This is a genomic window from Cupriavidus sp. FW305-3-2-15-C-LB2 (assembly GCF_058787575.1).
In genome coordinates, this window is record NZ_JBYSZW010000021.1 from 85,512 (window position 1) to 109,127 (window position 23,616).

Below are 23,616 nucleotides of genomic sequence, written 5' to 3' on the forward strand. Positions count from 1 at the left end.
ACCATCCGACTTACTCCTGCACCTGCTCGCATGATCTTCCACGCAAATCCGGGCGTCATCGACCTTGGCGTCAATATCGACCACGTCGCCACGCTGCGCAACGCGCGCGGCACCGTGTACCCCGATCCCATCCGTGCCGCGCTGCTGGCGGAACAGGCCGGCGCCGACCTGATCACGCTGCACCTGCGCGAAGACCGCCGCCATATCCGCGATGCCGACGTGCGCGCGCTGCGCCCGCAACTGGCCACGCGCATGAACCTGGAATGCGCGCTCACGCAGGAGATGCTCGACATCGCCTGCGAGATCCGTCCGCAGGACGTATGCCTGGTGCCGGAGCGCCGCGAGGAAGTGACCACCGAGGGCGGGCTCGATGTGGCCGGGCGTTTCGAGCAGGTCAAGGCGGCGTGCGCGCAGCTGGCCGGTGCCGGCATCCGCGTGTCGCTGTTCATTGATGCCGATGCCGACCAGATCGCCGCGGCGGCCGCGTGCGGCGCGCCGGTGATCGAGCTGCATACCGGCCGCTATGCCGATGCGCATACGCCCGATGAGCAGGCGCTCGAGTTCCGCCGCATCGCCGATGGCGTCGATGCGGGCCAGAAGCACGGCCTGGTGGTCAACGCCGGCCATGGCCTGCACTACACCAATGTGCAGCCGATCGCCGCGCTGCCCGGCATCAAGGAGCTGAACATCGGCCACGCGATCGTGGCGCATGCGGTGTTCGCGGGCTGGGAGAACGCGGTGCGCGAGATGAAGGCCATCATGGTCGCCGCGCGCCTGGGCACGCGCTGTCCTGCCGCGGGCGCGCCGGCGTGATCTACGGCGTCGGCACCGACATCATCCAGATCGCCCGCGTGCAGGGCGTGATGGAACGCACCAACGGCCGTTTCGCCGAGAAGGTGCTGGGCCCCGATGAGCTGGCCAAGTACCACGCGCGCAAGGCGCGCTCCGAGAAGCGCGGGCTGGCCTTCCTGTCCACGCGCTTCGCTGCCAAGGAGGCGTTCTCCAAGGCCATTGGCCTGGGCATGCGCTGGCCGATGACGTGGCGCGCCATGGAGCTGATGAACCTGCCGTCCGGCGAGCCCACGCCGATATGCCATGGCGAGCTGGCCGCATGGCTGGCGGAACGCGGGCTCTCCGTGCGGGTCAGTGTCAGTGACGAGCACGACTTTGCCGTCGCCTTCGCCATTGCCGAGCGTGCGGGCGGGGCGGCTTCCCAACCTACAGCCTTGTGAATCCAACAACTTCCATGTCCAAGAAGAACTCTGGCAAGCGGCCGGGCCCGGTGGTCCTCGACGTCGTCGGCAAGCAGCTCGACGCGGAGGACTTGCGCCGCATCGCGCATCCGCTGACCGGCGGCGTGATCCTGTTCGCGCGCAATTTCGAGTCGCGCGCGCAACTGCAGGCGCTGACGCGCGCCATCCGCGCGGTGCGAGACGACGTGCTGATCTGCATCGACCATGAGGGCGGGCGCGTGCAGCGCTGCAAGACCGACGGCTTCACCCACCTGCCGGCGATGCACTGCCTGGGCGAGCTGTGGGAGCGCGACGTGCTGGCCGCGACCAAGGCCGCCGTGGCCTGCGGCTATGTGTTGGCCGCCGAACTGCGCGCCTGCGACATCGACCTGAGCTTCACCCCGGTGCTGGACCTGGACTACGGCCGCAGCGCCGTGATCGGCGACCGCGCTTTCCACGCCGATCCGCGCGTGGTGTCGATGCTGGCCGGCCACCTGAACCATGGCCTGCTGCTGGCCGGCATGAGCAACTGCGGCAAGCACTTCCCTGGCCACGGCTATGTCGAGGCCGATTCGCACGTGGCGATCCCGGTCGACGAGCGCTCGCTGGACGAGATCCTGGAGCAGGATGCGCGCCCGTACGAGTGGCTGGGCCTGTCGCTGTCGTCGGTGATGCCGGCGCACGTGATCTACCCCAAGGTCGACCCGAACCCGGCCGGCTTCTCGCGCTACTGGCTGCAGGACGTGCTGCGCGCCCAGTTGGGCTTCGAGGGCGTGATCTTCAGCGACGACCTCAGCATGGAAGGCGCCAGCGTCGTCGGCAATGTCACCGAGGCCGCGCGCGCCGCGCTGACCGCGGGCTGTGACATGGTGCTGATCTGCAACCACCCGGAGCGCGCCGACCAGTTGCTGACCGAGCTGGACGTGGGCATCGACAAGACCTCGCAGCGCCGCATCCGCAAGCTGTTCGCGCGCAGGAAGCCGCTGGACTGGAACAAGCTGCACCAGGAGGGCGAGTACCGCGCCGCGCTGCGCACGCTGAAAGAGCACGACCTGATCGCCTGAACGGGGCCGCGTGCACAAACAAAAATGGCAGCCGAGGCTGCCATTTTTGTTGACCGGCCCCGCGCTGAGGCGGGGTGAGGCAAGCGCCTTAGTTGGCGCGGCTGCGGTATTCGCCGGTGCGGGTGTCGATTTCGATCTTGTCGCCGATGTTGCAGAACAGCGGCACTTGCAACTCGAAGCCGGTGTTGATCTTGGCGCCCTTGAGCACCTTGCCCGACGAGGTGTCGCCCTTGACTGCCGGCTCGGTGTAGACGATCTCACGGACCAGCGTGGTCGGCATTTCAACCGAGATGGCCTTGTCGTTGTAGAACACCACTTCAACGTTCATGCCGTCTTCGAGGTAGTTCAGCGAGTCGCCCATGCTGTCCTTCTCGACTTCATACTGGTTGTAGTCGGCGTCCATGAACACGTACATCGGGTCAGCGAAGTACGAGTAGGTGCATTCGCGGCGCTCCAGCACCACGACTTCGAACTTGTCGTCGGCCTTGAACACCGACTCGCCCGGTGCGTCCGTCAGCAGGTTCTTGTACTTCATCTTGACCACAGCGGCGTTGCGGCCCGACTTGTTGTATTCGGCCTTCTGCACGACCATCGGATCGCCGCCGATCATGAACACGTTACCGACGCGGAGTTCCTGTGCGATTTTCATCTGAACTGTTTTCCTGAAATAGAAAGTAGGAATTTGGAATGGCGAAGGCGCGCTGCCGGCATCACCTGCGGTGAGCCTGTGAGCCCCAACGAGAGGCGTTCACGCGCTCGCGACCCCGTGCTCAGCTTGCATTCAGGTCTTCGCCCAGTGTCGGTCTGACGCCTGGGAAAGGCCCTGGTTCTCCGGCCCAGGTCGCCATTTGAATCAACCGATCATTTTACCCGATTTTCGCAAAACGCCACCAGGTTGGCGGCAAGATCGCCAGGATGCTGCAAACGCCGCTCCCAGCGCGCTGCGATCGCGGCAAGTGCCGGCAGGTGCGCACGCAGACGCGGCCAGTCCACGGCATTGCCGTAGCCGTTCCAGGCGTGCCAGAAGTCCGTCAGCGCGGCGGCTGCTTCCGGCGCCACGCCGCCCTGGCCGAACAGGTCGAGCCAGGCGTCCAGCTTGACCCGGTGCGCGGCATCGTCCTGCGGGTAGATATGCCACACCAGCGGCCGCGCCGCCCATTGCGCGCGCACGAAGGAATCCTCGCCGCGCACGAAGTTCAGGTCGCAGGCCCACAGCAGTTCGTCAAAGTGCTCCTGGCGTACGAAAGGGATCAGCTGCACGCACAGGCTGCCGCGTTCCACCGGGTCGCCAATCCGCAGCGGGGCAGCCAGCCATTCGGCGACCTGGTCCGCGGCCAGGCCTGCGGGCACCAGGCAATGGACCGCCTCGGCGGCATCGCGCCATTGCTCCAGCAGCGCGGGCAGGGCCGGGTTGCGGTAGGCAAACAGGCTCACGCGCAGCGCATCGGGCCGGGGCGTCACGCTCAGCCGGTGCCACAAGGCCGCCTGGGCAGCCGTGCCGCCGAGGAAGGCGGCGCGCTGCGCGCCCAGCATCGATTCCCGCAGCAGGCCGCCGGTGCCGGGCTCGAAGCCGGGGAAGAAGAAATGCTTCACCAGCGGCAGCCGGGGATGGGGCGAGGGCATCGCATGGTGCTCCCGTACCCAGGGCTCGGCGCTCAGGTATTCCAGGTTGATCCAGGCGGGTTTGGGGTCACGCGCGGCCATGCGGGCCAGGAAGGCTTGCGGCACATCACAGGCGAAGGCTTCGATGACGGCATCGTGTGGCTCGACCCCGGCGGTGTCATCCACGCTGTCGCCACCCGGCCGCCACGGACGGATCTCCACGCCCGCCAGGCGCTGCACCGTGGCGCCGGTATCGAGTTCCGGCGCCAGCCGCGCGAAGCTGGCCAGGTCATCGACCCACAGCCGCACCGCGTGCCCGTGTTCCTGTGCGAGCTGGCGTGCCAGCCGCCAGCAGACGCCGATGTCGCCGAAATTGTCGATCACGGTGCAGAAGATGTCCCAGGAGCGGATAGGCATGGCGGGTGAGGGGCGGGCGGGGCGCGCGCTGAATTGCTCTAAACTTGCGATTTTAGAGGCCATGCCGTTTTGATGCGCGCAGGCCGTGTAGCGGTCACCGTCCCCAATGTCCGACCAGCAACCCGATTCCCCAAATCCCGCCGACGAAGTTCCGGCCGAAGCGGCGGCCGCCCGGCCAGCCGAGGTGACTGCCGAGGCGGCTGCTGAAGCGCCGCCGGAGCCGTTCGACCCGCGCCCGGTCATTTCCCGCCTGCCCGGCCTGCCGGGCGTGTACCGCTATTTCGACGCGGCAGGCAATGTGCTGTACGTGGGCAAGGCGCGCGACCTGAAGAAGCGGGTGTCGAGCTACTTCAACAAGACCCAGTTGTCGCCGCGTATTGCGATGATGGTGGCGCGCATTGCCCGCATCGATACCACGGTGGTGCGCACCGAGGCCGAGGCGCTGCTGCTCGAGAACAACCTGATCAAGGCGCTGGCGCCGCGCTATAACATCCTGTTCCGCGACGACAAATCGTACCCGTTCCTGAAGCTGACCGGGCACCGCTTCCCGCGCATGGCGTACTACCGCGGCGCCACCGACCGCAAGCATCAGTACTTCGGGCCGTTCCCGAGCGCCTATGCGGTGCGCGAGAGCATGCAGATCCTGCAGAAGGTGTTCCAGCTGCGCACCTGCGAGGACACCGTCTTCAACAACCGCACGCGGCCGTGCTTGCTGCACCAGATCCATCGCTGCACCGGTCCGTGCGTCAACGCCATCAGCGAAGAGGACTACGCGCGCGACGTCGCCAATGCGGCGCGCTTCCTGCAAGGCCGCCAGACCGAGGTGCTGGAAGGCCTGCAGGGCAAGATGGAACAGCACGCCGAGCGGCTGGAGTTCGAGCAGGCCGCGGCCGTGCGCGACCAGATCGCGGCGCTGTCGACCGTGCTCAAGCGCCAGGCGGTGGAAGAGGTAGGCGGGCAGGCGCGCGACATCGACGTGCTGGCCGTCGCCGTGGAGGGCGGGCGTGCCTGCGTCAACCTGGCCATGGTGCGCGGCAGCCGCCATCTGGGCGACAAGGCCTACTTCCCGGCCCATGCCGACGAAGCGGCGATGATCGTCGAGGATGCCGATGAGCGCGAGGATGACAGCGCCGCCGCCGCGCCGCCGCTGACCGTCGACCGCATCGCCACCCGGGTGCTGTCGGCCTTCATGGTGCAGCACTACCTGGAGCAGCCGGCGCCGCCCATCATCGTCGTCAGTCATGCGCCGGACGATGCCACGGTGCTCGAGGCGCTGACGCTGCACGCCGGGCGCAAGGTCACGCTGGTGCGCCAGCCGCAGGGCCAGCGCAAGGTCTGGCTGGAGATGGCGCAGCAGGGCGCCGCGCTGGCGCTGTCGCGCCGGCTGGCCGAGCAGGGCAGCCAGGAGGCGCGTACGCGCGCGCTGGCCGAAACCATCGGGCTGGACCTGGAAGATCTGGCGCTGCTGCGCGTGGAATGCTTCGACATCAGCCATACCGCCGGCGAGGCCACCCAGGCATCGTGCGTGGTGTACCACCACCACGACATGCAGAACAGCGAATACCGCCGCTACAACATCCAGGACATCATTCCCGGCGATGACTACGCGGCCATGCGCCAGGTGCTGACGCGGCGCTACCAGAAGCTGGTCGAGCAGATCCAGGAAGACGGCGGCATGGAGGCCGGCAGCGAAGCCGCGGCGCAGGTGCCGCAGATCGTGCTGATCGACGGCGGCAAGGGACAGGTCGAGGTGGCACGGCAGGTGTTCGAAGAGCTCGGGCTGGATATCGGCCTGCTGGTCGGCGTGGCCAAGGGCGAGGGCCGCAAGGTCGGCCTGGAGACGCTGGTGTTCGCCGATGGCCGTCCGTCGCTGGAACTGGGGCAGGGCAGCGCCGCGCTGATGCTGGTGGCGCAGATCCGCGACGAGGCGCACCGCTTTGCCATCACCGGCATGCGCGCGCGCCGCGCCAAGACGCGCACCACCTCGAGGCTGGAAGAGATCGAGGGCATCGGCGCGCGCCGGCGCCAGAAGCTGCTGACCCGCTTCGGTGGGCTGCGCGGCGTGATGGCCGCCAGCATCGACGAACTGGCCAGCGTCGAGGGCATTTCACGCGGCCTGGCCGAAGAGATCTACCGGCAGTTGCACTGAGCGCGCGGGGCCGCGGGGTGGGAAATTGACCAGTGATGGTCGATTGGTCCGGAAATCGGCGACAATCGCAAGATTGGTTACCGTCCCCCGCCGCCCGAGTTCCATGCCCTTCAATTTCCCGATCCTGCTGACCTGGCTTCGCGTCGCCATGATTCCCCTGGTGGTTGGCGTGTTCTACCTGCCCGACGCGTGGTTGCCGATGCACGCCAAGAACCTGACGGCGGCGTCGTTCTTCATCATTGCCGCGGTCACGGACTGGCTGGACGGGTTCCTTGCGCGGCGCTGGAACCAGACCTCGTCGTTCGGGGCCTTCCTGGATCCGGTCGCCGACAAGCTGATGGTGACGGCGGCGCTGCTTTCGCTGCTGGCGCTGGGCCGGGTCACGGACCTGATCGCGCTGGTGATCATCGGGCGCGAGATCACCATTTCGGCTCTGCGTGAATGGATGGCGCAGATCGGCGCTTCCAAGAGCGTCGCGGTGAACTTCCTCGGCAAGCTCAAGACCACGGTGCAGATGGTGGCGATCCCGCTGCTGCTGTACAGCGACCGCCTGTTCGGCTTCGATGCCCACCTGCTCGGCACGTGGATGATCTACGTGGCGGCGGTGCTGACGCTGTGGTCGATGTTCTATTACATGAAGCTGGCCTGGCCGCAAATCCGCGAGCGCAGCGGGATGGTGGCGCGCGCCGGCGCGCAGAAATGAAAAGAATTTTTGAAAAGGTGTTGACGGCGAGAGCAGTTCTTTGCATAATCTCATTCTCGTTGCTGACGACACAAACGAAAGCAGCGAGATAAGGTGGGTTTAGCGCAAGATGTTGTGAGATAGCAGCGTGTTGCGGCATAAAACACCTTATTGGAATTCGGTAGTGCCCCTGCGGGAGTAGCTCAGTTGGTAGAGCGCAACCTTGCCAAGGTTGAGGTCGCGAGTTCGAGACTCGTCTCCCGCTCCAGGTTAAAGAAGGTCCGGCAGCGTGCTTGCGCGGTGCGGGGCTGGCAGTAAAAAGTTGTATGCGGGAGTAGCTCAGTTGGTAGAGCGCAACCTTGCCAAGGTTGAGGTCGCGAGTTCGAGACTCGTCTCCCGCTCCAATCCCCAAAGGGAAGCACCGCTTCCCTTTTTGTTTGGGTTGAATCGCCGCAAGACATTGCCGGAAGCTGCGCTCCGGCAGCATCGGCTGAATGCGGATACAATCCAGCAGCACGTCACCTGGCGGGGTGGCAGAGTGGTTATGCAGCGGCCTGCAAAGCCGTGTACGCCGGTTCGATTCCGACCTCCGCCTCCAGTTGCATGCAGAACGGCGCCTCGCGGCGCCGTTTTTGTTTTCCGGGCCAGTTCCCTGCCTCGCCTTCAGTCAAGCAGGCGCCGGATCGTCCGCCATCTCCGCGCCTCGGGCACGTGGCGGGCATGTTACATTACTCCTGTCGTACGCTTTTCGGGGGGCTCCGCGTGATGGATAGCGGGGCAGCATGTCAATCGCCATCCCCGATCCGTGACGCGCCGCCGGCGTGTCCGGGGCCGCTGCGGCACTTCCCGTTCTTCCCCGTTCCGATGCTGCTGCCAATTGTTGCGGCGATTTCCCCGCGCTGACCGCTGGTGCGCGCCGGATGCGCTGTCGCGGTTGCCAGGGCCGGGAGCGGGTTAGCCGTTCAGCCCCTGACACGAGGAATCCCGCGCGCATGCATCACGCCACCCCGCTTATCAGTACCATCGTCGGCGGTATCGTCCTGGCCTTTATCCTTGGCGCCATCGCCAGCCGGCTGCGCCTGCCGCCGTTGATCGGCTACCTGTGCGCGGGCATCGTGGTCGGTCCGCACACGCCCGGCTATACCGCCGACCAGGCCCTGGCGCCGGAGCTGGCCGAGCTTGGCGTGATCCTGCTGATGTTCGGGGTGGGGCTGCACTTTTCGATCAAGGACCTGATGGCGGTCAAGCGCATCGCCATTCCGGGGGCGGTGGTGCAGATCGGCATCGCCACGCTGATGGGCATGCTGGTGGCCTGGGGCTTCGGCTGGTCATGGGGGCAGGGGCTGGTGTACGGACTGGCGCTGTCGGTGGCGAGCACCGTGGTGCTGCTAAAGGCCTTGCAGGAGCGTGACCTGGTGGAGTCGCCGCAGGGCCGCATCGCGGTCGGCTGGCTGATCGTGGAAGACCTGGCGATGGTGCTGGCCCTGGTGCTGCTGCCGGCCATGGCAGGTCTGCTGGCGGCTTCCGGCGTAACCTCGGGCGAAACATCGGGCGAGGCCGCCCCGGCTACCGGTGACGTGGTGCTCGCGATCTTCGCGACGCTGGGCAAGGTGGCCGCTTTCGTCGCGGTGATGCTGGTGATCGGCCGGCGCTTTATCCCGTGGATGCTGGAGCGCATCGTCTGGACCGGCAACCGCGAGATGTTCCGCCTGGGCGTGCTGGCGACGGCGCTGGGTGTGGCCTACGGCGCCTATGCGCTCTTTGGCGTGTCGTTCGCGCTGGGCGCGTTCTTTGCCGGCATGGTGCTGGCGGAGTCCGAGTTCAGTCATCGTGCGGCCGAAGAGTCGCTGCCGCTGCGCGATGCCTTCGCCGTGCTTTTCTTCGTATCCGTGGGCATGCTGTTCGACCCGATGGTGCTGGTCAACGATCCGTGGGGCGTGCTGGCGACGGTGTTTATCATCGTGGTGGGCAAGTCGCTGGCGGCGCTGGGCATCGTGCGTGCCTTCGGGCATTCCGGGCAGACCGGCATGACCATTGCCGTGAGCCTGGCGCAGATCGGCGAGTTCTCGTTCATTCTCGCCAGCCTCGGCGTCTACCTGAAGATCCTGCCCGAGCGCGGCCAGGCGCTGATCCTGGCCGGGGCGCTGCTGTCGATCATGCTCAATCCGGTGCTGTTCCATCTGCTCGACCTGTACACGGCGCGGCGCAATCGCAGCGCGGATCCGCAGCCGGCATGACCGGAGCCTGGGTGCGGCTCAGCCGCCGATCCGCGGCGCCATGGTGCGCAGGTATTCGGTAAAGGCCAGCAGCCCCTGGGTCGGGAACTTGTCCTGGTGCACCACCAGCTGCAGCGGCCGCACGATGCGTGGCAGGCCGTCGCGGATCGCCACCAGCGTGCGGCGCTCCAGTTCATCGCGCACCACATGCAGCGACAGGCAGCTGACGCCGAAGCCGCTCATCACTGCGCGCTTGATGGCTTCGGCGTTGCCCAGCTCCAGCGCGAAGCGCAGCTCGCCCAGCAGCGGCACCAGCCGTTCCTCGATGACCTCGCGCGTGCCCGAGCCCGGCTCGCGCACGATCCACTCGGCATCGCGCAGCGCCACCAGGTCGTGCGGCACGGCCGCAAGCGGATGCGAGGGGCCGACTACCACCACCATCTCGTCATCGCACCAGGGCACGCTGCGCAGGTCGCGCTCATGGCTGGCGCCTTCGACCAGGCCGATATCGGCGTCGAACTGCAGCAACGATTGCAGCACCTCGCGGGTATTGCCGATGCGCAGGTCCAGCGTGCACGGGCCGCTGCGCGAATGGCGGAAGCCCGCCAGCAGCGGCGGCAGGATGTAGCTGCCTATGGTATTGCTGGCCGCGATGCGCAGCTGCACGCCGGTCTGGGTGGCAAAGCGCTCCAGTTCCTGGGCCTGGTCCAGCAGCGACAGCGCGCGCGGGAAAAACTGGCGGCCGGTCTCGTTGATGCTGAGCCGACGGGCCACGCGGTCGAACAGCGGGCTGTCGAGCGCGCGCTCAAGCTCGGCCAGCGAGGCGCTGACGGCCGACTGCGACATCGCAAGTGCCTGCGCCGCCGCCATGGTGCTGCCATGCTGGGCCACGGCAACGAAGACGGACAGCTGGCGCAGCGTCAGGCGCAGGGGACGATGTTCGGGCCGGGGATCGGGGCGGTGGTTCATATCGATATAATCAATAACGCATAACGATATTACCCGTTTTACGGGTTAGCGGGGTGCCAGTACGCTTGAGTCACTAAAGAACACGACCCGAGCCTGCCATGTCCTCCGTCTCCGCCCCCCGCACCACCCCGGCCGCCGCGCCGGCCTTGCCGCCGCCGTGGTCGCAGCGCCTGCTGACGCTGGTACCGCTGGGCGGCATTGCCTGGCTGGCGATTGCGCTGGCCGAGCATCCGGCCGTGGCGCGCTACGGGCTCAGCGCGCTGACGCTGGCCATGTGCGCCGGCATGGTCGCGGCCAACACGCTGCCGCGCCACTGGCTGGCGCCGCTGGCCCCCGGCATGCAGGTCGCACGCCACCACCTGCTGCGGCTGGGCGTGGCGCTGTACGGGCTGCGCCTGACCTTTGCCTCGATTGTCGCCCTGGGCCTGCCGGGCATCGTGGTGCCGCTGACCATGCTGGTGGCCACGCTGCTGTTCGGCACCTGGGTGGGTACGACGTTCTTCGGCCTGAGCCGCCGCGAAGCGATCCTGGTCAGCTCCGGCAGCGCCATCTGCGGTGCCGCCGCGGCCATCGCCGTATCATCGGTGGTGCGCACCGACGACAAACAGACCGCCGTGGCGGTGGCGACGGTGGTGCTGTTCGGCACCGTCGGCATGCTGCTTTATCCCTATCTGTACGAACTGGCGACCGGCCACTGGCACTGGGCCGTCAGCGAGCGCATGTTCGGCATCTTTACCGGCGCGACGCTGCACGAGGTGGCCCAGGTGATCGCCGCCGGCAAGATGATCAGCGAGCCGACCGCCGACGCTGCCGTGGTGGCCAAGATGGTGCGCGTGCTGGCATTGGGCCCTCTGCTGCTGGTGATGGCGCTGTGGCCGCAGGGCGGCGAGCAAGCCGAGCAAGGCACCGCAGGCGGCAGCCGCCTGCATGGCATCCTGAAGTCGGTGCCGTGGTTCGCGGTGGGGTTTGTCGCAGTGATGGCGGTCAACTCGGCCGGCACCGTGCCCACTGCCTGGAAGGCGCCGCTGATCGCGCTGGACAACTGGCTGCTGGCCTGCGCGATGCTGGCGATCGGCCTGCACACCCGCATCGGCGATCTGGTGCGCGCCGGACGCAAGCCGCTGGCGCTGGCCGGTGTGCTGTTCGTGTTCCTGATGGGGGTGGGTGCGCTGATGTGCTACGCGATGGCCTGACGCGCGCGGAGCTGAAGGCAGCAAAAGAAGGGGGCCGATGGCCCCTTCTTTTATTTTGAAGCGGGAGCGGAGGGGGGCTGTACACCCTGGTGCGGCCGACGGGACTCGAACCCGTAAGCCTGGAAAGGCGGCAGATTTTAAGTCTGCTGAGTCTACCAATTTCTCCACGGCCGCACGGCAAGCCCGGTATTGTGGTGGCTCGGCATCCCGGATGCAAGCGCGTTACTGCTGCGGGCGCCTGGCGCGCGAAAAAGTGACGCCGCTGTTACGGCTGGTAACAATGTCGACCTTGCCGTTGCACCTGGAAAATTCCGAACCCCTACAATACGGATTAAGAGAAATCTCACTTTGAGAGGCGGATATGAAACGTTGGTGGCTCGCAGCATTCGGTGTCGCAGCCGGGCTTGCTTCCGGGGCAGCAATGGCCCATGTGAGCGTCGGCGTGGCAATCGGCGTGCCGGGCGTAGTGGTTGGCGCGCCCGCCTATTATCCGCCAGCCCCGGCTTACTATGCACCGCCGCCTGTCGTGGTGGGACCTGCGCCGGTCTACTACGGCCCGCCCCCGGTGGTGGTACGACCGCGTCCGGTCTATTACGGTCCTGGCTACTACGGCCCGCCGCGCTATTACGGCGGCCACCGCGGCTACTATGGCCCGCCGGGATACCATCGTGGCCGTGGGCATGGCCATGGTCATGGCCGTTGGCGCGACGACTGATCGCCCGTTCGAGCTGCGCAAGCTTTTTGAAAGAGAAGGGGCCCTCCGGGGTCCTTTCTTTTTTCCTGCCGCACTGCGACATGAGGCGCTGAAGCCAGTTCCCGGAAATTCGACCCCTTGCTGAGCGTAGTCAAATTATTTGAACAGACTGCTCAAAGCGTCACCTCTATCGTCATAAGGGTTTTCCCCTAAACTACCGTTGTGACATCGTGATGACGGCACCGCGAAGTGCTGTACGGTGCCTCGACTAACAATAGCAAGGGGAATATCCATGAAGATCACACAAGCCGTTGCTGCCGTCGCAGCCCTGGCCGCGCTGGGCGCGCTTTCCACCTCCGCATTTGCCGCCGTCGGCAAGGTCGATCCGTACCTGGACGGCGCCAGGGTCGGCAAGACGGACCCGTACACCGATGGTGCCAAGATGGGCAAGGTTGATCCGTTCACCGACGGTGCCCGCCTCGGCAAGCCCGATCCATACACCGATGGCGCGCGCATGGGCAAGCCGGATCCGTACTCGGACGGCGCCTGAATCGCTGTTGTCCGTCCATGATGAATGGCCCGCCAAGCGCGGGCCATTTTTGTTTTTCCCCGCGCTCCGGCGCACCGCAATGGGGCGCCTGTCATGACGATGGCGGGGGTGCAGCGCTATACTTCGGCCTCAACCAAATGAATGACCAGGAGAGTGGCATGCAGCAAAAGACGGTTCTGACGGCAGACGACGTGAAGAAGATCATGGCCGCTGCGGAAACCGAGGCGAAGAATCATCAATGGGCCGTGTCGATCGTCGTGGTGGACGATGGCGGCCATCTGCTGGCGATGCAGCGCCTGGATGGTGCCGCGCCGATCTCGGCCTATATTGCCGGCGAAAAGGCCCGTACCTCGGCGCTGGGCCGTCGCGAGTCGAAGGTATACGAAGACATGATCAACAACGGCCGCTACTCGTTCATGACGGCGCCGGTGCTGCAAGGCATGCTGGAGGGCGGCGTGCCCATCGTCTGCAACGATCAGGTGGTCGGTGCCGTGGGCGTGTCGGGCGTGAAGTCGACCGAAGACGCGCAGATCGCGCGTGCCGGCATCGCTGCGCTGGGCCTGTAAAGCCCTTGCGCCGGCCACTGTGCCGGCGCATGAAAATGCCCCGCAGGCATGGCCTGCGGGGCGGCATAAAAGAGGGCATGGCTGGGTACGGTCGGCCCGGCGTGGGGTCTGAATCCCGCCCGCGGCACCAGTACCTGGCTACTGCCCAACACCTCGTTCCGAGGTGGTCCCCACAAAAGTCTTTACTGCCACGTACGTGGCACCCGCGCCCAACGCGGGTCTAGATCGCTTCCCTCTGGCTTCAACCTTGCGGTATCGCCGCGGGGCCGCGTCATTTCGTCAGGATCAGCTTGCCGTAGCGCGTGACGCGCAGCGTGTAGACATCGCCGTTGTGCAGGATCGGCAGGGTGCTGGCGCCGCGCATGATGGCATCCAGGGCGACCGCCTCGCCGGCAGGCGCTGGCGACAGGCTGTCGCGCACCAGTGCCTCGAGCCGGGCGGGCAGGGCCGCCACCGCGGATTTCACGGATGCGATGGTCGACGGTGCCGCCTTCGCGCTGGCCTCGCGGCGCGGTTGCGCGGCGACCTCGACGCGGCGCAGCGACAGCCGGCGGCGGGTGACTTCACGCGGTTGCGACAGCGGCAGGGAAAGTGTGCTCATCTTCTGGCTCCGTTCTGCAAAAAGGGCGCGCCGGTCATGGCGCAGTCGATGGAAAGATATTAAATGAGAATTGTTATCATTACAATAGCCTCTGACTAAGATTCGCGGAACGACCAAGTGCGGTTAGAAGGGGGGCGCAAGAGGCGACGCAGCGCAGGCTGGCGCCATGACTCGGCGGCATCAACGACAAAGGGCACCCTGAAGTGCCCTTTGTCGTTCCGGAGCGCCTGGCGGCGCCCGCCTACTGCTTGGGTTCGGTGATAAAGCCGATCTTGCCCAGGCCGCCGTGCTGCGCGGCGGCCATGACCTCGGCCACGCGCTCGTAGCGCACCTCGCGGTCCGCGCGCAGGTGCAGCTCAGGCTGCGGCTGCTGCTGCGCGGCCAGCGCGATATTGCTTGCCAGCGTGGCCTGGTCCACTTCCACCTGGTTCCAGAAGACCTTGCCGGCAGCGTCGATCGAGACGTTGATGTTCTGCGGCTTCGGGTCGTTCGGGGTGTTGGTGGCGCGCGGCAGGTCGATCTTCACCGCGTGGTTGATCACGGGGATGGTGATGATGAAGATGATCAGCAGCACCAGCATGACGTCGACCAGCGGCGTCATGTTGATCTCGCTCATCACCTCGTCGTCGTCGCCGTCGAGAGTACCGAATGCCATGATGACTTCCTTGCTTGCGGTTTAGCGCTGAGCCGCGGCCAGGCGCACGGTACCGTCCTCGGCGCGGGCGCCGGTGGGGCGCACGCGCGCGCCGGTGACGAAGTAGGCGTGCAGGTCGTGGGCAAAGCGGTTGAGCTTCGAGATCACCGACTTGTTGCCGCGGGTGAGGGCGTTATAGCCCAGCACGGCGGGAATTGCCACGGCCAGGCCGAAGGCGGTCATGATCAGCGCCTCGCCCACGGGACCGGCCACTTTGTCGATGGTCGGCACGCCCGAGGCGCCGATGCCGATCAGAGCGTGGTAGATGCCCCACACGGTGCCGAACAGGCCCACGAACGGTGCGGTCGAGCCCACCGAAGCCAGCACTGCCAGGCCCGATTGCATGTGCGCCACCGAGTCGTCGATGGAGCTCTTGAGCGAGCGGGTCAACCAGTCGGAGATATCCATCACGTCGTGCAGCTGCGGCTGGCTGGCGCGGTGGTGCTGGGCGGCCTCCTTGCCGGCGATGGCCAGCGTGCGGAACGGGTTGGAGTCGCCGGCGCCCAGGGTTTCGAGCGCGTGGTCGAAATCGTCCGAATGCCAGAAGCGCTTTTCCGCGCCGTGCGCCATCTTCTTCAGGCGCACCAGATCCCACGCCTTGGTAAGGATCACGATCCATGAGGCGAGCGACATGATCAGCAGAATGATCGCGGTCGCACGCATGACGAAGTCGCCTTGCGTCCAGAGGTGGGAGAGTCCGAGGTCCTGCATGTGTTGGTTCCTGGTGAGTTCGCTTGGTTTAGGTCAGATCAGAGATCGGAAATCTGGGGCGGTCAGTTCAGTTCGAAGCCAATCGGCTGCTGCGCCGTGACGGCGACGGCGCGGCCGTTGTCCATGTAAGGCTTGCAGCGCATGGCCTGCACGGCCTCTACCGCGGCCTGGTCCAGGCGCGATGAACCGCTCGAGGATACGACGGAAGTCTTCACGACCTTGCCGCTTTCGTCGGTGGTCAGGCGCACCACGGCCTTGCCGGTCTCGCCCATGCGGCGTGACTGGGAAGGATACTTCGGTTGCGGCGCCGTGCACTGGATTTCGCCGATGCCGACCGCACGCGGCGCGGCGGATACCGGCGCCGGGGCGGGCTCAGGTGCCGGTGCCGGGGGTGCCGGCGGCGCGGGAGGAGCCTCGGGCGCGTTCGGTGTTGGCGGCAGGCTGGCTACCGGCTGCGGGGTTGGCTTGGGCTGCGGCGGGGTCGGCTTGGGCGTGGTCACCTTCACCTGCTTGGGCGGGGTTTCCTGCTTGGGCTTGGGTTTGGGCGGCTCCGGCGGGGCTTCCTGCTTGGGAGGCTCCAGCGGGATGATGCGCGCGACGATTTCCGGCGAGATCACCGCCTCGGTCAGCTTGCGGCCCAGGCCGCTTTGGATCAGGTAGAGCAGGCCGACGTGGAACAGCAGTACGGCGAGCGTAATCTTGAGGAAGCGTTGGTCGAACATGTGTCAACAACAAAAGTCTGCCAGCGGTGGCACCGCGGCGGCGCTGTGCGCCGTCACTTGCGATAAAACAGGATCAGCGAGATGCCGCAACCAACCAGCAGGCTAAGCAGCAATTCCATGATAAACGCTCCTTCAACTGGGTTGCCGTGGGAGCGCCACTCTGGGGCAGCGTGTCAGCGGGCTAGTATAAACGATAATGATTCTTATTTTTTGTAATTTGTGCGTCGCAACTGGAATTTTCTGGCCCGGCACGTTATACCGGCAAGTCCAGGCAGCATTTCGGGAGGTGATGCAGCGGTGCATGCGCGCTGGCGCGCTCTGGCACTTTGCTGCGCTTCGGTGCCCCAGGCCACAATTGCCGGTGCCCGTGGCGCACAGGCATGCGCGGTCGGTACCAAAGCGCGCTAGCATAGGAAGAAACTGCAGACGTGGCGGTGCCCCGGTCGCGGCCCCGCCATCGCGCACAGCGCGCTCGGGGACCCGTTCATGGACTTCACACGTTTTGCTGAAGATGACCGATCGACGATTCTGCGCTCCATGCCTGGCACATCGTCCAGTTCAGCATTGGACTGGATGTGCGCGCAGTTTGCCCTGCGCGTGGTCTGCGCGCTGGGCCCGCGCTTCAACCTGCGCAGCAATATCAACGATGTCCTGACCGTCAGCGCGCAGGAGATGGTGTGGCCGTACGGCGTGGTGCTGCGCGTGCAGCGCTTCCTGGCCGCGCGCTGCGCCGACATGCCCGCCTGGAAGGGCACCGCTCGCCTGACCCCTGAGGAATTCCTGGACCGCCACGGCCAATGGAACAGCGCTTTCGACGAAAGCGCGCTGTTCTATTACCTGGACGAGTACGTCAAGCACCACGCCAAGGACATGTTCGCCGTGTTCGACGCTTCGGCCGCTGCCATCGCCCAGCGCCTGGAAGGCGAGCGCGTGCTGCTGGTGCGCAATATCGACATGCTTAGCCATGTGCTGGACCTGCCCGAGCACGAGCGCAAGCTGCTGCTGTACGCGGCGCTGGCCAAGTACAAGCGCGACCTGCGCGCGGTGATGGTCGACTGCAAGGTGGCGCACAGCCAGGAAGCGTTCCAGATCCTGGCCGGGCTGACCGGCGCCGGCGCGGCCGACGTGGCCGCCTCGCTGCGCCCGGGCTCGCGGCTGGAGACGCTGAACCTGATCGAACAGCCGCTGCCGGAAAACAGCGTGACCGACCTGGGCGACCTGATGCGGCTCTCGGACCGGCTGCTGCACGTGCTGCTGGGCAACTACGCCAACGAAGCCGAGATGATGGCGGTCTTCACCCGCCCGGCCGCGCCGCCCACGCTGACCACTGCCGACTATCCCCATGTCGAGACCGACGCGCGCTACCTGTGCGCGCTGCTGTCCAATGCCACGCGCCAGCATGCGAGCGGAGTCAACGTGCTGATCTACGGGCCGCCCGGCACCGGCAAGACCGAGTTCGCGCGGCTGCTGGCGCGCGAGGCGGGCTGCGAGCTGTATGAAGTCGATTGCCTGGACCGCGACGGCAACAGCCTGTCGGGCAAGGACCGCTACCGCTCGCTGCAGGTGTCGCAGGCCTTCCTGCGCGGGCGTGCCCATACCGCGCTGCTGTTCGATGAGGTGGAAGACGTCTTCCCGGGCAGCGCGCGCGAGCTGATGAGCCTGTTCGGCCAGGAAGACACGCGCGCCTCGGTCAACGGCAAGGCCTGGGTCAACCAGACGCTAGAGCAGAACCCGGTGCCGGTGATCTGGATCTCGAATTCGATCCGGCAGATCGACCCGGCCTACCTGCGCCGTTTCCAGTTCCACCTGGAGCTGAAGATCCCGCCGCCGCTGGTGCGCGAGAACATCATCCGCAAGCACCTGGGCGGGCTGGACGTCAGCGACGCATTTATCACCGGGCTGGCCGGGCGCAAGACGCTGACGCCCGCGCAGGTGCAGTCGGCCGCGCGCTTTGTCGAGCTGGCACGGCCCGACGTGGAAGAGCCGGTGGAAGCGCTGATCCTGCGCCAGCTGGAACACGCCGACCGCGCCATGGGTCTGCGCCCCGAGGCCGAGGCGCGGCCGGTGGTCACGCACTACCGGCTGGAGAACCTGCACCTGGAAACCCGCTACGAGGTGGTCAAGATCGTCGACGCGCTGCGCGTGCGCCAGCGCGGCACGCTGTGCTTCTACGGCCCGCCCGGCACCGGCAAGACCGCGCTGGCCGAGCATATCGCGTCCGAGCTGGACCTGCCACTGATGATCCGCCGCGCCTCCGACCTGATGAGCAAATATGTGGGCGAGACCGAGCAGCAGATCGCCGCCATGTTCGCGCGCGCCGAAGAGGATGGGGCGGTGCTGCTGCTGGATGAGGCCGACAGCTTCATGCAGAGCCGCCAGCAGGCGGTGCGCAACTATGAGATCTCCGAGGTCAACGAGATGCTGCAGGGCATGGAGCGCTTTAACGGCATCTTTATCTGCACCACCAACCTGTTCGACCGCATCGACGAGGCGGCGCTGCGCCGCTTCTCTTTCAAGATCCGCTTCCTGGCGCTCAAGCCCGCGCAGCGCGTGGCGATGTTTGTCGACGAGGCGCTCGACGGCGATGCCGCCGGCCTGACCGACAGCATGCGCCGTGAACTGGATACGATGGATTGCCTGACGCCGGGCGACTTCGCCACGGTCAAGCGCCAGTGTGTGCTGTTGGGCGAGGCGCTGACGCCGGATGAGTTCCTGGCACAGCTGCGCCAGGAGCACGCGATCAAGCCCGAGGTGCGGGAGCACCGGCCACTGGGCTTCCTGCAGTAGGGGAAGGCGCCGGTCAGAGGTCAGAGCGCCGGCGCCGGCTCGATCACCACGGTTTCCGCATCCGCTTCCACCTGCAGCAGCGTGGCTGCCATCGCGCGCAGGTGCGCGGCGTCCTTGGTCGAGGCAAAGCGGTCGTGCGGCGTGGCATCGGGCGCGGCGGCCAGCTTGTGTTCGGCCAGCTTGCGTGCCAGCTGGCGCGCAATGGCGCTGCCGGTGTCGACCAGTGCCAGCTGGTCGCCAACCATCGCGCGGATCGTGCCGGAGAGAAAAGGGTAGTGGGTGCAGCCCAGCACCAGCGTGTCGGCGCCGGCTTCGAGCATGGGCGTGAGGTAGGTATCGAGGCGCTCGCGCACGGCCGGGCCATCGATGTCGCCTTGCTCGATCAGCGATACCAGGCCCAGGCCGGCTTCGCAGATAAAACGGCTTTCACCATCCAGAGACGCCAGCAGGCGCGCGAACTTGGCGCTCTTGAGCGTATTGGCGGTGGCCAGCACGCCCACCACCTTGCTGCGGCTGGCCGCGGCGGCAGGTTTCAGGCCGGGTTCCACACCGATGATTGGTAGCGGCAGTTGCTTGCGCAGCAGTTCCACAGCGTGGCCGGTGGCCGTGTTGCAGGCGATCACCAGCGCCTTGCAGCCTTGGGCGATCAGCCATTCGCAGGCCTGCAGGGTGCGCGCTTCGACAAACTTCTCGGGCTTCTCGCCGTACGGGGCGTATTTCGAATCGGCGAGGTACAGCACCGATTCATGGGGCAGCAGCGCGCGGATCTCGCGCAGCACGGACAGGCCGCCAAGGCCGGAATCGAAGACGCCGATGGGTGCGGGGTTCACTGGGGTGCAGGGACGACAAGAAACAAGGTAGAAAAAAGCCGGGTCGGAACCCGGCTTCTTTTTCGAGCGCGACGGCAGATTCTACCGTCCTGCCAGGCTTACAGCGCGGCGACCGGGATCTTGCCGATCTTGGCCTGCCATTCCGCGGGGCCGGTCTTGTGCACCGAGGTGCCTTCGCTGTCCACGGCGACCGTCACCGGCATGTCCTTGACGTCGAACTCGTAGATCGCTTCCATGCCGAGGTCTTCGAAGCCGACCACCTTGGCTTCCTTGATCGCCTTGGCCACCAGGTAGGCGGCGCCGCCCACGGCCATCAGGTAGGCCGACTTGTGCTTCTTGATGGCCTCGATCGCTACCGGGCCGCGCTCGGCCTTGCCGATCATCGAGATCAGGCCGGTTTCGGCCAGCATCATCTCGGTGAACTTGTCCATGCGCGTGGCGGTGGTGGGGCCGGCCGGGCCGACTGCCTCGTCGCGCACCGGATCGACCGGGCCAACGTAGTAGATCACGCGGTTCTTGAAGTCCACCGGCAGCTTCTCGCCCTTGGCCAGCATGTCGGCGATGCGCTTGTGCGCGGCGTCGCGGCCGGTCAGCATCTTGCCATTGAGCAGCAGGGTCTGGCCCGGCTTCCACGAGGCGACTTCTTCCGGCGTCAGCGTGTTCAGGTCGACGCGCTTGGAGGTCTCGGTGTTCGGGGCCCACTCTACCTTCGGCCATTGCGACAGGTCAGGCGCTTCCAGCTTGGCCGGGCCGCTGCCGTCCAGCGTGAAGTGCACGTGGCGGGTGGCGGCGCAGTTGGGGATCATCGCGACCGGCTTGGACGCGGCGTGGGTCGGGCAGGCCATGATCTTGACGTCCAGCACGGTGGCCAGGCCGCCCAGGCCCTGCGCGCCGATGCCCAGCGCGTTGACCTTCTCGTACAGCTCGACGCGCAGTTCCTCGACCCAGTCCTTCGGGCCGCGGGCGATGATGTCCTGGATGTCGATGGACTCCATCAGCGATTCCTTGGCCATCACCATGGCCTTCTCGGCGGTGCCGCCGATGCCGATGCCCAGCATGCCCGGCGGGCACCAGCCGGCGCCCATGGTCGGCACGGTCTTCAGCACCCAGTCGACGATCGAGTCCGACGGGTTCAGCATCACGAACTTGGACTTGTTCTCCGAGCCGCCGCCCTTGGCCGCAACCTGTATGTCGACGGTGTTGCCCGGCACCACTTCGTAGTGGATCACAGCCGGGGTGTTGTCCTTGGTGTTCTTGCGGCCGCCTTCGGGCGGGCTGACGATCGAGGCGCGCAGCACGTTATCCGGATGCGTGTAGCCGCGGCGCACACCCTCGTTGATCATGTCGGTCAGGCCCATGGTGGCGCCATCCCAGCGCACGTCCATCCCCACCTTGACGAAGATCGTGACAATGCCGGTGTCCTGGCAGATCGGGCGCTTGCCCTCGGCGCACATGCGGCTGTTGGTCAGGATCTGCGCGATCGCGTCCTTGGCCGCCGGGCTCTGCTCCAGCTCATAGGCGCGGCCCAGGCTGGTGATGTAGTCCATCGGGTGGTAGTAGCTGATGTACTGCAGGGAGTCGGCGACGCTCTGGATGAGGTCTTCTTGCTTGATGACAGTCATTTTGTGGGGGAGGGCAGCGGTGAAACACAGCCTGAAATCATACACTGAGCCGGGGCGCTCTGCCCGGCTGCATACATCCGTCTACAGCCGATAATGTGCGGCAAACGCCGCTGCCTGCGTGGGGGCGGGCCCAAAAGCAAAAACCGCGGCACATGGCCGCGGTCTGGCTGGGACTAGGCGTCCGATAGCGCACTAATGTGATTAGTGCTTGGCAGCTGCGCCGGCCGGGTGCGACACCATCCGGTCCACCCAGGCCATGGCGACTGCCGACAGCAGGAAGGCAATATGGATGGCCACCTGCCACATGATGGTGTGCGTGGTCCGTTGCTCGGCATCGATAAAGGTCTTGAGCAGGTGGATCGACGAAATCCCGATCAGCGCCATCGACAGCTTGACCTTGAGCACCCCGGCGTTGACGTGGTCCAGCCATTCCGGCTCGTCCGGGTGGTTGTCGATGCCCAGGCGCGAGACAAAGGTCTCATAGCCGCCCACGATCACCATGATCAGCAGGTTGGAGATCATCACCACGTCGATCAGGCCCAGCACCACCAGCATGATCTTGTTCTCGTCGAACTCGGTCACATGCGCCAGCAGATGCCAGACCTCGACCAGGAAGTGGTAGACATAGACGCCCTGAGCCACGATCAGGCCCAGGTAAAGCGGCAATTGCAGCCAGCGCGACGCGAAGATGATGCTCGGGATCGGCCGCATGGTCTGCGGCCTGGTCATTGGATTGGAAGCCATGGGCGGGGCGGTGTCAGCGAGTTGAAAGGCGGCGTGGATTGTACCAAGCGCCGATGACCGGGCGGTGTTACCGACCGTAACCGAACCGTTCGTCGCCGGCGTGGCTCAGCCCGCGGCGCCGGGATCGGCGCCGGCCGCCTTGCCGCGCCACGCGCCGCGCGCGATCCGCCCCGGCCAGCTGGCCAGCACGATCCCGGCCAGCACGCACGCCAGCGCCACCCCATGCGGCCAGCCCGGCTGCTCGCCCAGGAAGACGATGCCGTAGGTGGCAGCCGCCACCGGCAGTACCGAGGTGAACACCCCCGCCAGCTGCGCCGGCACATGGCGGATTCCCTTCATCCACAGCCAGAACGAGAACACGCTCGCCGACAGCGCATACCACAGCAGCATCAGCCAGGTCTGCGTGGGCACCGTCGACGCATCGAAGCCCAGCAGCGGCACCAGCCCCAGCGGCAGCATCAGCAGCCCGCCAATCAAATGCGTGTAGGCACAGATCTCGATCGCGGCCAGCGTCTGCGTGAGCCGGCGCGACAGGATCACGTAGATCGATTCGCACACCACCGCGCCCATGATCATCAGGTTGCCCAGCCATGCCTGGCTGCCGCTGCCGGCACCGTGCGCGTCGCCCCGGGCGATATTCAGCACGGCGATGCCGGTCATCGCCAGCAGCACCGATGCCACCGTGCGCCGCGACAGCCGTTCGCGCAGCAGCAGCCACGACAGGATCGCCACCGTGGCCGGGATGGTGCTGGTGATCACGCCGGCCGCCATGGCGCTGGTCAGCCGCACGCCATTGAGCATCAGCAGCGTAAACAGGAAGGTGCCGAAGAACGCCTGCAGGAACAGGTTCAGCCATTCCCCGCGCGAGACCCGGCGCATGCGCGCGGGCCGGTACCAGGGCGCCAGGCAGACGATGGCAATGACAAAACGCAGCAGCGCGAACAGCAGCACCGGCACATGCGCGATGATCGATTTGCCGAGGCCCACGTTGCTGCCGACCAGTGCCATCGAGGCAACCAGGAAGAGGGCGTAGACCGGGGAGAATGCTGAAGGGTTGGCGGGCACGGGTACGGCCTTGGTCGTCCGGCGGGCGCCGCGGCGCCTTGGCGCGGCCGGTGCTGAGCCGGCGGGAGCGGCAAGGGTAAGCGCCGCGATCAGGTATGGAACTCGCGGCATTATAGCTGTGCTAGCCTAATGGAGAAGGCTGCACTTTCGCGGCGCGTGCGTGGATTTTTCCCGCTGCATTGCAACAAGTTGCAGGCACGCCCCGGCCCACCGTCAGGTCTTACCGTCAGGTTTAAGTAAGCCGTCGGGCGTAACGTGGCAGCCAAAGCCAGTCCAAAATCAGGAGACAAACCTATGTCCGCCATCGAATCGGTGATGCAAGAGCATCGCGTGTTCAACCCGCCCGAAGGCTTCGCCAGCCAGGCCGCGATCCCCGGCATGGAGGCCTACCAGGCGCTGTGCGACGAAGCCGAGCGTGACTATGAAGGCTTCTGGGCGCGCCACGCGCGCGAGCTGCTGCACTGGACCAAGCCCTTCACCAAGGTGCTGGACCAAAGCAACGCACC

23 protein-coding genes and 4 tRNA genes are annotated in these 23,616 nt (G+C 66.1%); 15 read left to right on the forward strand and 12 right to left on the reverse strand.

Going from position 1 to position 23,616, the window contains the following annotated elements:
• Positions 1-30 precede the first annotated feature (30 nt).
• Genes pdxJ through nagZ form a run of 3 tightly spaced genes read left to right on the forward strand, consistent with a single transcriptional unit; the run spans position 31 to position 2,296 of the window.
• Positions 31-813, forward strand: coding sequence for a pyridoxine 5'-phosphate synthase (gene pdxJ, locus AC3WRR_RS17260; protein WP_439670797.1), 783 nt, complete (start codon positions 31-33; stop codon positions 811-813).
• Positions 810-1,232: a holo-ACP synthase gene (gene acpS / locus AC3WRR_RS17265; protein WP_010814694.1), complete on the forward strand. Its 423-nt coding sequence runs from the start codon at positions 810-812 to the stop codon at positions 1,230-1,232. Before pdxJ ends, acpS begins: the two co-directional genes overlap by 4 nt.
• A 14-nt stretch (positions 1,233-1,246) precedes the next feature.
• Entirely contained in the window at positions 1,247-2,296 is a 1,050-nt protein-coding gene (gene nagZ / locus AC3WRR_RS17270) for a beta-N-acetylhexosaminidase (RefSeq protein WP_011615718.1), read from the forward strand.
• Between the two features lie 88 nt (positions 2,297-2,384).
• Here nagZ and efp read toward each other — a convergent pair whose 3' ends face one another.
• Positions 2,385-2,945: an elongation factor P gene (gene efp / locus AC3WRR_RS17275; RefSeq protein WP_010814696.1), complete on the reverse strand. Its 561-nt coding sequence runs from the start codon at positions 2,943-2,945 to the stop codon at positions 2,385-2,387.
• Positions 2,946-3,157: 212 nt separating this feature from the next.
• Complete coding sequence (gene earP / locus AC3WRR_RS17280) at positions 3,158-4,315, reverse strand: elongation factor P maturation arginine rhamnosyltransferase EarP (RefSeq protein ID WP_058698459.1); 1,158 nt, start codon at positions 4,313-4,315, stop codon at positions 3,158-3,160.
• Positions 4,316-4,421: 106 nt separating this feature from the next.
• On the opposite strand from earP, the gene uvrC reads away from it, so the two are divergent.
• The 6 genes from uvrC (at position 4,422) to AC3WRR_RS17310 (ending at position 9,383) form a co-directional block, all read left to right on the forward strand.
• The gene (gene uvrC, locus AC3WRR_RS17285; RefSeq protein ID WP_010814698.1) at positions 4,422-6,464 is read left to right on the forward strand and encodes an excinuclease ABC subunit UvrC; all 2,043 of its coding nucleotides are present in this window, start codon (positions 4,422-4,424) and stop codon (positions 6,462-6,464) included.
• 103 nt (positions 6,465-6,567) lie between these two features.
• Positions 6,568-7,167: a CDP-diacylglycerol--glycerol-3-phosphate 3-phosphatidyltransferase gene (pgsA, locus tag AC3WRR_RS17290; protein ID WP_010814699.1), complete on the forward strand. Its 600-nt coding sequence runs from the start codon at positions 6,568-6,570 to the stop codon at positions 7,165-7,167.
• A 171-nt stretch (positions 7,168-7,338) separates the two neighbouring features.
• Positions 7,339-7,414 (forward strand) — tRNA-Gly (locus tag AC3WRR_RS17295).
• Between the two features lie 60 nt (positions 7,415-7,474).
• Positions 7,475-7,550, forward strand: a tRNA-Gly gene (locus AC3WRR_RS17300).
• 120 nt (positions 7,551-7,670) lie between these two features.
• Positions 7,671-7,744 (forward strand) — tRNA-Cys (locus tag AC3WRR_RS17305).
• Positions 7,745-8,138: 394 nt separating this feature from the next.
• On the forward strand, positions 8,139-9,383 hold the full coding sequence (locus tag AC3WRR_RS17310; protein WP_010814700.1) for a cation:proton antiporter domain-containing protein: 1,245 nt from the start codon (positions 8,139-8,141) through the stop codon (positions 9,381-9,383).
• Positions 9,384-9,401: 18 nt separating this feature from the next.
• Here AC3WRR_RS17310 and AC3WRR_RS17315 read toward each other — a convergent pair whose 3' ends face one another.
• A complete protein-coding gene (locus AC3WRR_RS17315) occupies positions 9,402-10,331 on the reverse strand; it encodes a LysR family transcriptional regulator (RefSeq protein ID WP_492297537.1) in 930 nt (309 codons plus the stop codon).
• 98 nt (positions 10,332-10,429) lie between these two features.
• Between AC3WRR_RS17315 and AC3WRR_RS17320 the strand changes: the two genes are divergently transcribed.
• Positions 10,430-11,524 (forward strand): YeiH family protein, encoded by a 1,095-nt coding sequence (locus AC3WRR_RS17320; RefSeq protein ID WP_010814702.1) that lies wholly within the window; start codon positions 10,430-10,432, stop codon positions 11,522-11,524.
• A gap of 87 nt (positions 11,525-11,611) precedes the next feature.
• On the opposite strand, the gene AC3WRR_RS17325 is transcribed toward AC3WRR_RS17320, so the two are convergent.
• Positions 11,612-11,698: transfer RNA gene (locus AC3WRR_RS17325), tRNA-Leu, on the reverse strand.
• A gap of 187 nt (positions 11,699-11,885) precedes the next feature.
• On the opposite strand from AC3WRR_RS17325, the gene AC3WRR_RS17330 reads away from it, so the two are divergent.
• From AC3WRR_RS17330 to AC3WRR_RS17340, 3 genes are all read left to right on the forward strand, one after another.
• The gene (locus AC3WRR_RS17330) at positions 11,886-12,239 is read left to right on the forward strand and encodes a hypothetical protein (RefSeq protein WP_492297539.1); all 354 of its coding nucleotides are present in this window, start codon (positions 11,886-11,888) and stop codon (positions 12,237-12,239) included.
• A gap of 271 nt (positions 12,240-12,510) precedes the next feature.
• Positions 12,511-12,768, forward strand: a complete 258-nt coding sequence (locus AC3WRR_RS17335) for a hypothetical protein (RefSeq protein WP_010814704.1) — start codon at positions 12,511-12,513, stop codon at positions 12,766-12,768.
• 158 nt (positions 12,769-12,926) lie between these two features.
• Positions 12,927-13,334, forward strand: coding sequence for a heme-binding protein (locus AC3WRR_RS17340; RefSeq protein WP_010814705.1), 408 nt, complete (start codon positions 12,927-12,929; stop codon positions 13,332-13,334).
• A gap of 271 nt (positions 13,335-13,605) precedes the next feature.
• Here the strand turns inward: AC3WRR_RS17340 and AC3WRR_RS17345 are convergent, their stop codons facing one another.
• From AC3WRR_RS17345 to AC3WRR_RS17360, 4 genes are all read right to left on the reverse strand, one after another.
• A complete protein-coding gene (locus AC3WRR_RS17345) occupies positions 13,606-13,935 on the reverse strand; it encodes a hemin uptake protein HemP (RefSeq protein WP_010814706.1) in 330 nt (109 codons plus the stop codon).
• Positions 13,936-14,176: 241 nt separating this feature from the next.
• Positions 14,177-14,590, reverse strand: a complete 414-nt coding sequence (locus AC3WRR_RS17350; RefSeq protein WP_010814707.1) for an ExbD/TolR family protein — start codon at positions 14,588-14,590, stop codon at positions 14,177-14,179.
• 21 nt (positions 14,591-14,611) lie between these two features.
• Positions 14,612-15,340: a MotA/TolQ/ExbB proton channel family protein gene (locus AC3WRR_RS17355; RefSeq protein WP_010814708.1), complete on the reverse strand. Its 729-nt coding sequence runs from the start codon at positions 15,338-15,340 to the stop codon at positions 14,612-14,614.
• Positions 15,341-15,402: 62 nt separating this feature from the next.
• Positions 15,403-16,062, reverse strand: a complete 660-nt coding sequence (locus tag AC3WRR_RS17360; RefSeq protein WP_010814709.1) for an energy transducer TonB — start codon at positions 16,060-16,062, stop codon at positions 15,403-15,405.
• Positions 16,063-16,548: 486 nt separating this feature from the next.
• Between AC3WRR_RS17360 and AC3WRR_RS17365 the strand changes: the two genes are divergently transcribed.
• Positions 16,549-18,849: an AAA family ATPase gene (locus AC3WRR_RS17365; RefSeq protein WP_011615711.1), complete on the forward strand. Its 2,301-nt coding sequence runs from the start codon at positions 16,549-16,551 to the stop codon at positions 18,847-18,849.
• Positions 18,850-18,869: 20 nt separating this feature from the next.
• On the opposite strand, the gene murI is transcribed toward AC3WRR_RS17365, so the two are convergent.
• The 4 genes from murI to AC3WRR_RS17385 form a co-directional block, all read right to left on the reverse strand.
• On the reverse strand, positions 18,870-19,679 hold the full coding sequence (gene murI, locus AC3WRR_RS17370) for a glutamate racemase (protein WP_010814712.1): 810 nt from the start codon (positions 19,677-19,679) through the stop codon (positions 18,870-18,872).
• A 98-nt stretch (positions 19,680-19,777) separates the two neighbouring features.
• A complete protein-coding gene (locus AC3WRR_RS17375) occupies positions 19,778-21,301 on the reverse strand; it encodes a fumarate hydratase (RefSeq protein ID WP_010814713.1) in 1,524 nt (507 codons plus the stop codon).
• A 201-nt stretch (positions 21,302-21,502) separates the two neighbouring features.
• Positions 21,503-22,045, reverse strand: a complete 543-nt coding sequence (locus tag AC3WRR_RS17380) for a TIGR00645 family protein (protein ID WP_037024644.1) — start codon at positions 22,043-22,045, stop codon at positions 21,503-21,505.
• Positions 22,046-22,150: 105 nt separating this feature from the next.
• The gene (locus AC3WRR_RS17385) at positions 22,151-23,110 is read right to left on the reverse strand and encodes a DMT family transporter (protein WP_011615710.1); all 960 of its coding nucleotides are present in this window, start codon (positions 23,108-23,110) and stop codon (positions 22,151-22,153) included.
• A gap of 294 nt (positions 23,111-23,404) precedes the next feature.
• On the opposite strand from AC3WRR_RS17385, the gene AC3WRR_RS17390 reads away from it, so the two are divergent.
• A partial coding sequence (locus tag AC3WRR_RS17390) for an acetyl-coenzyme A synthetase N-terminal domain-containing protein (protein ID WP_492297541.1) occupies positions 23,405-23,616 on the forward strand: 212 nt, incomplete at its 3' end.

Excerpts from the sequence above, each read along its gene's own strand:
- pdxJ (WP_439670797.1), top strand. The coding sequence starts at position 31 with ATGATCTTCCACGCAAATCCGGGCGTCATCGACCTTGGCGTCAATATC.
- nagZ (WP_011615718.1), top strand. The coding sequence starts at position 1,247 with ATGTCCAAGAAGAACTCTGGCAAGCGGCCGGGCCCGGTGGTCCTCGAC.
- efp (WP_010814696.1), bottom strand. The coding sequence starts at position 2,945 with ATGAAAATCGCACAGGAACTCCGCGTCGGTAACGTGTTCATGATCGGC.
- earP (WP_058698459.1), bottom strand. The coding sequence starts at position 4,315 with ATGCCTATCCGCTCCTGGGACATCTTCTGCACCGTGATCGACAATTTC.
- uvrC (WP_010814698.1), top strand. The coding sequence starts at position 4,422 with ATGTCCGACCAGCAACCCGATTCCCCAAATCCCGCCGACGAAGTTCCG.
- pgsA (WP_010814699.1), top strand. The coding sequence starts at position 6,568 with ATGCCCTTCAATTTCCCGATCCTGCTGACCTGGCTTCGCGTCGCCATG.
- AC3WRR_RS17310 (WP_010814700.1), top strand. The coding sequence starts at position 8,139 with ATGCATCACGCCACCCCGCTTATCAGTACCATCGTCGGCGGTATCGTC.
- AC3WRR_RS17315 (WP_492297537.1), bottom strand. The coding sequence starts at position 10,331 with ATGAACCACCGCCCCGATCCCCGGCCCGAACATCGTCCCCTGCGCCTG.
- AC3WRR_RS17320 (WP_010814702.1), top strand. The coding sequence starts at position 10,430 with ATGTCCTCCGTCTCCGCCCCCCGCACCACCCCGGCCGCCGCGCCGGCC.
- AC3WRR_RS17330 (WP_492297539.1), top strand. The coding sequence starts at position 11,886 with ATGAAACGTTGGTGGCTCGCAGCATTCGGTGTCGCAGCCGGGCTTGCT.
- AC3WRR_RS17335 (WP_010814704.1), top strand. The coding sequence starts at position 12,511 with ATGAAGATCACACAAGCCGTTGCTGCCGTCGCAGCCCTGGCCGCGCTG.
- AC3WRR_RS17340 (WP_010814705.1), top strand. The coding sequence starts at position 12,927 with ATGCAGCAAAAGACGGTTCTGACGGCAGACGACGTGAAGAAGATCATG.
- AC3WRR_RS17345 (WP_010814706.1), bottom strand. The coding sequence starts at position 13,935 with ATGAGCACACTTTCCCTGCCGCTGTCGCAACCGCGTGAAGTCACCCGC.
- AC3WRR_RS17350 (WP_010814707.1), bottom strand. The coding sequence starts at position 14,590 with ATGGCATTCGGTACTCTCGACGGCGACGACGACGAGGTGATGAGCGAG.
- AC3WRR_RS17355 (WP_010814708.1), bottom strand. The coding sequence starts at position 15,340 with ATGCAGGACCTCGGACTCTCCCACCTCTGGACGCAAGGCGACTTCGTC.
- AC3WRR_RS17360 (WP_010814709.1), bottom strand. The coding sequence starts at position 16,062 with ATGTTCGACCAACGCTTCCTCAAGATTACGCTCGCCGTACTGCTGTTC.
- AC3WRR_RS17365 (WP_011615711.1), top strand. The coding sequence starts at position 16,549 with ATGGACTTCACACGTTTTGCTGAAGATGACCGATCGACGATTCTGCGC.
- AC3WRR_RS17375 (WP_010814713.1), bottom strand. The coding sequence starts at position 21,301 with ATGACTGTCATCAAGCAAGAAGACCTCATCCAGAGCGTCGCCGACTCC.
- AC3WRR_RS17380 (WP_037024644.1), bottom strand. The coding sequence starts at position 22,045 with ATGGCTTCCAATCCAATGACCAGGCCGCAGACCATGCGGCCGATCCCG.